4 protein-coding genes are annotated in these 6000 nt (G+C 62.3%); 3 read left to right on the forward strand and 1 reads right to left on the reverse strand.

Annotated features, from left to right (window positions below; genetic code table 11):
* The first annotated feature begins 73 nt into the window (after positions 1-73).
* Genes Q0106_RS00350 through Q0106_RS00360 form a run of 3 tightly spaced genes read left to right on the forward strand, consistent with a single transcriptional unit; the run spans position 74 to position 5694 of the window.
* On the forward strand, positions 74-1456 hold the full coding sequence (locus tag Q0106_RS00350; protein ID WP_297607469.1) for a conjugal transfer protein TraH: 1383 nt from the start codon (positions 74-76) through the stop codon (positions 1454-1456).
* 21 nt (positions 1457-1477) lie between these two features.
* Entirely contained in the window at positions 1478-4498 is a 3021-nt protein-coding gene (locus Q0106_RS00355; RefSeq protein WP_297607471.1) for a conjugal transfer protein TraG N-terminal domain-containing protein, read from the forward strand.
* Between the two features lie 50 nt (positions 4499-4548).
* Entirely contained in the window at positions 4549-5694 is a 1146-nt protein-coding gene (locus Q0106_RS00360; protein ID WP_297607473.1) for a hypothetical protein, read from the forward strand.
* A 90-nt stretch (positions 5695-5784) separates the two neighbouring features.
* Here the strand turns inward: Q0106_RS00360 and Q0106_RS00365 are convergent.
* Positions 5785-6000: hypothetical protein (locus tag Q0106_RS00365; protein WP_297607475.1), on the reverse strand; the 216-nt coding region annotated here is incomplete at its 5' end.

Raw genomic sequence — 6000 nt, forward strand, 5'->3', positions numbered from 1 at the left:
TCAATATAAAACTGAGAAACTTTTTCCCAGAACGCTTCAATCCCGATCGCTCAAGCTTCTCGTCCTTTTTCCAATGGCGTGTCTCCTTATAGCCTCTCCCGCAGAAGCGGGATTCCTTGAGGATTTCTACAACGATGCCGGGGCGCAATCCGCCATGACCCCAGCGGGGATCTATGAGTCGCAGAGCCTCTCGCTTGCGACGGGCGGCTCATTCGTCATGAAGACGCCGAGAAAGGACTTCACGCCCTTTACGCTCGACGCCCCGCACCTGAAGGCCGGATGCGGCGGGATCGACCTCTTTCTCGGAGCCTTCTCGGTTCCGTCTAGGGAAGAGTTCGTGAGTTTCTTGAGGTCCATCGGCACCGCCATGCCGGGGCTTGCGTTTCAGCTCGCGCTCCAGGGGTTGTCGCCCGATCTGAACGAACAGGTCACCGCCTTTCGCGACATGATCATGGAGCTCTCCGGCAATTTCTCCGACTCCTGCAAGGCCGCTGAATGGATTGTGAACGAAGGGGCGTCCGCGGCCGGGTGGCTTCGCACGCAGCAGCACCTCGCGCAGAACAACCTTCGGACCACGGGCGCAGCGTCGGACGCCTCCGACGCCGACCGCCTCACGCGCACGAACGGCACGAAAGTCCTTGAGAACGTTCCGGAAAGGAAGGACAGCTCGGGCGCAATCGTTGAGGCGAGCGAACTCAACCTCACCTGGGCGCTTCTCAAAGGCGGGAAACTGGGCGACAAGCTCGACCAGGAGTCGCTCGAAACGATGATGACGCTTCTCGGAACGTCGCTCTACGTCAAAACCGGGACGGGCGAAAACGCCACCATCCGCACGACCGATATTTCAGGGCGCGACATTCTCTGGGATTTGTTCGGGTCGATTGACCGCGCAAATCTTCCCGACGCGAAGCGCCTCGTCTGCGACGAACCGCAGAAGTGCCTCAACCCCGCGGAGTCCGCTACTTCGCCCGTCAATCTCGTGCGGGAAATTCACGAAGCCGCGGAGAAGTACCGAAAGAGCCTCGTCTCGCGAAACCGCGCCGAGGTGTCTGAAAAGGATCTGACGCTCCTCGCGAACATCTCGTCCCTGCCGCTCCTTTCGCTCATTGAAGCTTCGGCCTCAAGCCGGATCCCCGCGGCTGGGGCGTCGCTTTTGAGGCTCTATTCGGAAGCCGCCGCCTACGAAGGACTCACGACGGCGCTGAGGGGACTTGCCGAAGACGTGCGCCGGGTTGTTGCCGGATCCTCCGCACGGAGCGCCAACAGCCGGATGGCCGAGCACGCGAAGAAGCTTGAAGCACGGCTCGCCCTCATTCTTGAGGAGCTTCGCGGGCATGAATCGCGGCTTTATGAAGCCATGTCGCGGGCTCAGAGCTACAGCGCGCAGGCGGCGCACATCGAGCGTTCGGTCTACGGCCGGAGCGCCATTGAGGCGGCATCCCGCATGCCGCGCTGAGAGTCAAAGGGAGAGTAATCCATGAACATCGACTTCTATGCCAGCTGGAACGGTCCCCAGGTGGCGGCGCTCTTCAAGGCCGTGGTCGGGATGACGGAATCGTCCGGCTACACGGTCTTTCTTCTCACGATGACGACGCTCGGCCTTCTCGGCGTCACGATTGCAGCGGTGCTTCGCTGGAAGCCCTTTGAGATGCTCTCGTGGTTCATGTCGGTCGTGCTCTTTTATTCGATCGCGTTCGTGCCGAAGATCACGGTAACGGTTGAGGATACGCGGGCAATGACGGCCGAAGCCGTGACGGGCGTTCCGATCGGACTCGGCCTCACGGCGGCGCTCTCCTCCAAAATCGGCCACTTCGCGGCGAACCTCTTTGAGACGGCGTTGGGAGACGCCGACGCCTCGAAATTCACGAAGTTCGGCGCAGTCTTCCCTGAGCGCGCGGCGGCGGCGCTCGCAAAAGCGGGTCCCGTCACGGCGGAAACCCGTGCGGTGCTCGATCCCTTTTTGAACCGCTGCGTGATGCCCGAAATCCTTGAGAGCCCCGCGAAGCTCACCGAGCTCATGACGGCGGGGAATCTCGCCGCCACCGTCACCGCCCGCGGGTGGACCAACCCTGCGCGCGTTCTCATGATTGAGGGCTCGCCCGTCTACTGCGACGAGGCCGCGCAAAAGCTCCTCACGCTTCTCAAAACCCGGGAGGTGCCCGCCCAGGAGAAGCTCCTCATGGCAAAGCTTTCGGGCGGGAATACCGGTTCTGCCGTCCTTGAGGCGGCTTTGAAGAAGGCGATTCCCGAGGCCGAGGCAAAGATGCTCGGAATTTCGAGAACACTTTCCGAGAGCCTCACGCACGCCGTGCTCCTCACCGAAATCCCCGGAGCGGCGGAACGTCAGGCAGGAAGCCTCTCGATGCCGCTCGCGGGAGCCGTGGCGCTTGCAAAGGCGCAGGGGAGCCTTGCGTCGGAGATTTCCTTCCGGACGATGGGGGAGCTCGCCGCTGCATTTCTCCCCAAACTCAGGAACCTCCTTGAATTCATTCTGATTGCGGCCTTTCCGATCGTTCTCGGGATGCTCGTCGCCTTCGGCGCGGAAGGAACGCGCGTTGCGCGCATGTATCTCACGCTCTTTCTCTGGCTCGCCCTCTGGGCACCGATTGCGTCCGTCATCAACTATCTCCTCATTCACTTGGACGCCAATCCGATGAACCGAATTGCGGAGATCTACGGCGGTCTCACGCTCGAAGCCGCCGACTTCATCCGAGACCAGGGCGCGCCCTCTCAGGCGATGGCGGGGTACCTGATGCTTCTCGTTCCCCTCATTTCCTACCTCCTAGCACGCGCCTCCGACATGGGTGCGGCAAGCCTCGCGAGCTCGATGATGCAGCCCGCAGCGGGCGCAGCGCAGTCGCAAAGCGCCCAGCTTTCGGCCGGAAACGTCGCGGCCGGGAACGCCTCGATCGGGAACAGCTCCGTCAACAACGCAAACGCCAACAAGTCCGACATCTCAACCGGGTTTGTGGCGGGAAGCGTCACGCGCACTGCAAGCGCTCAAGGGTCGGTGGTGCGCGATTCGGACCGCGGCCAGGTGACCTCCGTCACGGCCGCCTCCTCCGACCTCGGCGTCACAGGAGCGAGCACATTGACCCAGGGCAGAAGCACCCAGCAGGCGGCGACGGACCAGGGGAGCGTCTCTTCGAGCCGCACGACGAGCTATGCCGAAGGCGTGCGGAGTGAAAATTCGGATTCCGCCGGGTGGGCTGTCCGCAAAAGCGTGGAGTCCTCTTCCTCGAGAACACGCGGCGAATCGCAGACGCTCTCGCAGGGCGAGACCGCTTCCCGGTCGATCGGCGAACATGCCCAGAGTTCGCTCTCGAGCAGCTCTGCCATGACGGAGACCTCGGGCTTCACGACCCGCACCGGCGTGAAGGTGGGCGCAAATGCCTCCGAATCCGCCGACTTCCAGCCGGGCGGCGCGGCGGACAACGTGCTCCAGCGCGGGAATGCGTCGAATGCTGCAAATGCTGCAAACGCCGCGAATTCCCTTCCCTATGCGGGATTCCGCGCCACCGGGCCCTCAGGGATCCCGGGATTCTCTCCCCTCCCGAAGGACGGCGCTCAGCAGGGCTCGCGCGAACTCTCGGCCCGCGCTTCCATTCTGGGGAACGTTTCGATCGGAGGCGACATCACCACGCGCACGGGAGCGGCCAACGACGATCAGACGGCCAACACCCGCTCGGTCGAATCGGGAACGAGCTGGCGCACGGACGAATCCCAACAGTCGGCACGGACGATGGGAGAAGAGATGCGCTCCGGCTCCTCTCAGACGGGCGCAGTCACGGAAGGCGAAACGGTCACCCGCGGAAGAAGCGCCGCGCATACGGCGTCGGACGCGGCCGAAACCCGCGAGGGGCGCTCGTGGACGAAGAGCGCCGGCGAAACCTCTGCCTCGACACTCGGCACCGGCGCAAGGCTCGACTCCTACCTCATGCATCAGGCGATCGCCGAATACGGATCCCCGGAAGCGGCGCTTGAAGCATTGGCAGATCCTTCCGAGCGCGCGGCATTTGCGAGGAGCGCCATGGATTCGGCGGAACGGCAGCGCTTTGTTCCGCTCTCGGGCGAAGACCCGTCGCGCTCCCGGGTCGATGAAGCCTCAGCTGATGCGCACGCGAAGCTCGACTCCCTGCGGGAACGGACGGGATCTCAGTTCGGCGGGAACGCAGCTGACGTTCTGAGGGAAGGCGACGCCCGGTCGCTTCAGATCGGGAACGGGGAAGCAGGAAAACCCGTCGCATCCGACCTCACGCAGGAAACCCGCGAGGCGCTTCTCGTTCATCAGGGCGCAGTGATCCGCGCGCAGGAGCTCTGGAAGTCGGACCACCACGGGCTCACTTCGGCGCTGGGGCTCCTCCTTCCGGGCGGACGGGGCTATGCCTCCCCTGAAGCGATCTATCAGGGGCTCCTTGAAGCCTCGGAAACAAACCCGGAAGTTCGCGAGGCCCTCATGAAGGCAGGCGTCGAGCGGGAGAACCATTCCTATCGATGAGCTTTCCCAAAAATCCATTCACGCCCATTGACCATTTTGAGACAACCATTATGACCTCACGCACCTGGACCATCGAAACCGCCCAAAAGACCGCCGCCGACATCGGCTTCAGGCACTTCCTTGTAATGAAGGATGGCGGCACGGTCCTTCAGGCGATGAAGCACCCCGAGAATTCGATCGACAAGCTGAGCGGCATCTACCTCCAGTTCCGATCGACGGGAGATCTCTACATCGGCCGCACCATCAACCTCTCGGCGAGGCAGCAAAAGCATGCCGACCTCGGGCACAAAACCGACTATCTCGCATTCATCCATGTCCCGACGCTGCGGCAGGAAGCGCTCGAGCGCGAGCTGATCGGCCGGGCGGAGAAGATGGGCCTGAGGCTCCTCAACCGCTCCAAGTCCGACTCTCAGATCTGCCGCGACCCGGGAACCGTCTACGACGACCACTTTCCGGCCGCATTTCAGGACCAATTCCTGGCGGAAGGCGGCCGGCACGGTGCTTCGCGTGAGGAGCGATTCCAAAAGGTGCTCGCTGGCATCTCGCCCGCTGCGCGTGAGGGATGGGAAACCTTCGCCGCAACACCCAAGGCCGGCCTCGCGCTCGCATTGGCCCGCCGCGTCGTGGATCTCACGATTCCAAGCCCCTGGGACTCCGCCCGCATCTGGTGGATCGTGTCGCTCGGCACCACCAACAATAAGAACGCGAGGAAGCTCCGGCTCTCGATCACCTGCGGACGCCATTCGCTTCTGTCCATCTTTGCATTCAACCGCTCGCCCTCCGCACTCTTTGCGGAACTATCGCTCGCCTTCAATATCGCGGGAGCCAATACCCGCGAGGCTGCTGAGATGCGGAAGAACTTTGCGTGGGCGCACTGGGAGGGGCTCGACCAGGAACCGATAACGGACGACGAACGGGATCAATTTGTGCCGATCTTCGGGAAGAGCTATGCGTCTCCGGAATCGAAACGCCGTGATTCTTCGCGCGCGATTACGGAAGCGGGGCTCAGGCCGCCCGTACGGGTCACCTGCCCCATCGAACTCATGGGGCTTCTGCTTGATGACCCGCTGGTTGAATGCGCCGCAATCGCCGCGGCGATTGCCGGGATGCGCTGGCGTCCTGCGCTCCACCCGGAGTTTCACAACGGTGCGGCGGCGTTTGCGCTCGAGGAAGGGATTGAGATTCCGGATCTCTGATGAGTTTGGGGCCTGCTTCAGATTCTGCGGAAAGATTTCCCATCCTTGGCTGAATCGCGTTGCCGATTCGCCTGCAGCCTCGACGAATGTTCAGAGAACAATCGGATCGAAGCAAATACGTCCAGGATATTTTTTGGGGCGCCCGGGGACCGGCGCCTCGAATTCCGGTTTTGCAAGTACGGAATCCCCCAACCGTGACCATTCAGCCCGAAGAGGCTGGCCATTCGCGTTTACATTAAGTTTGTCGTTTAAAAGTAAGGATCCCATCGGTCGGTTTCCAAAAATATGACCGACCTTGAAAATGAA

Origin of the sequence: uncultured Sutterella sp., from assembly GCF_937923675.1 — a bacterium.
Lineage (GTDB): Bacteria > Pseudomonadota > Gammaproteobacteria > Burkholderiales > Burkholderiaceae_F > Sutterella.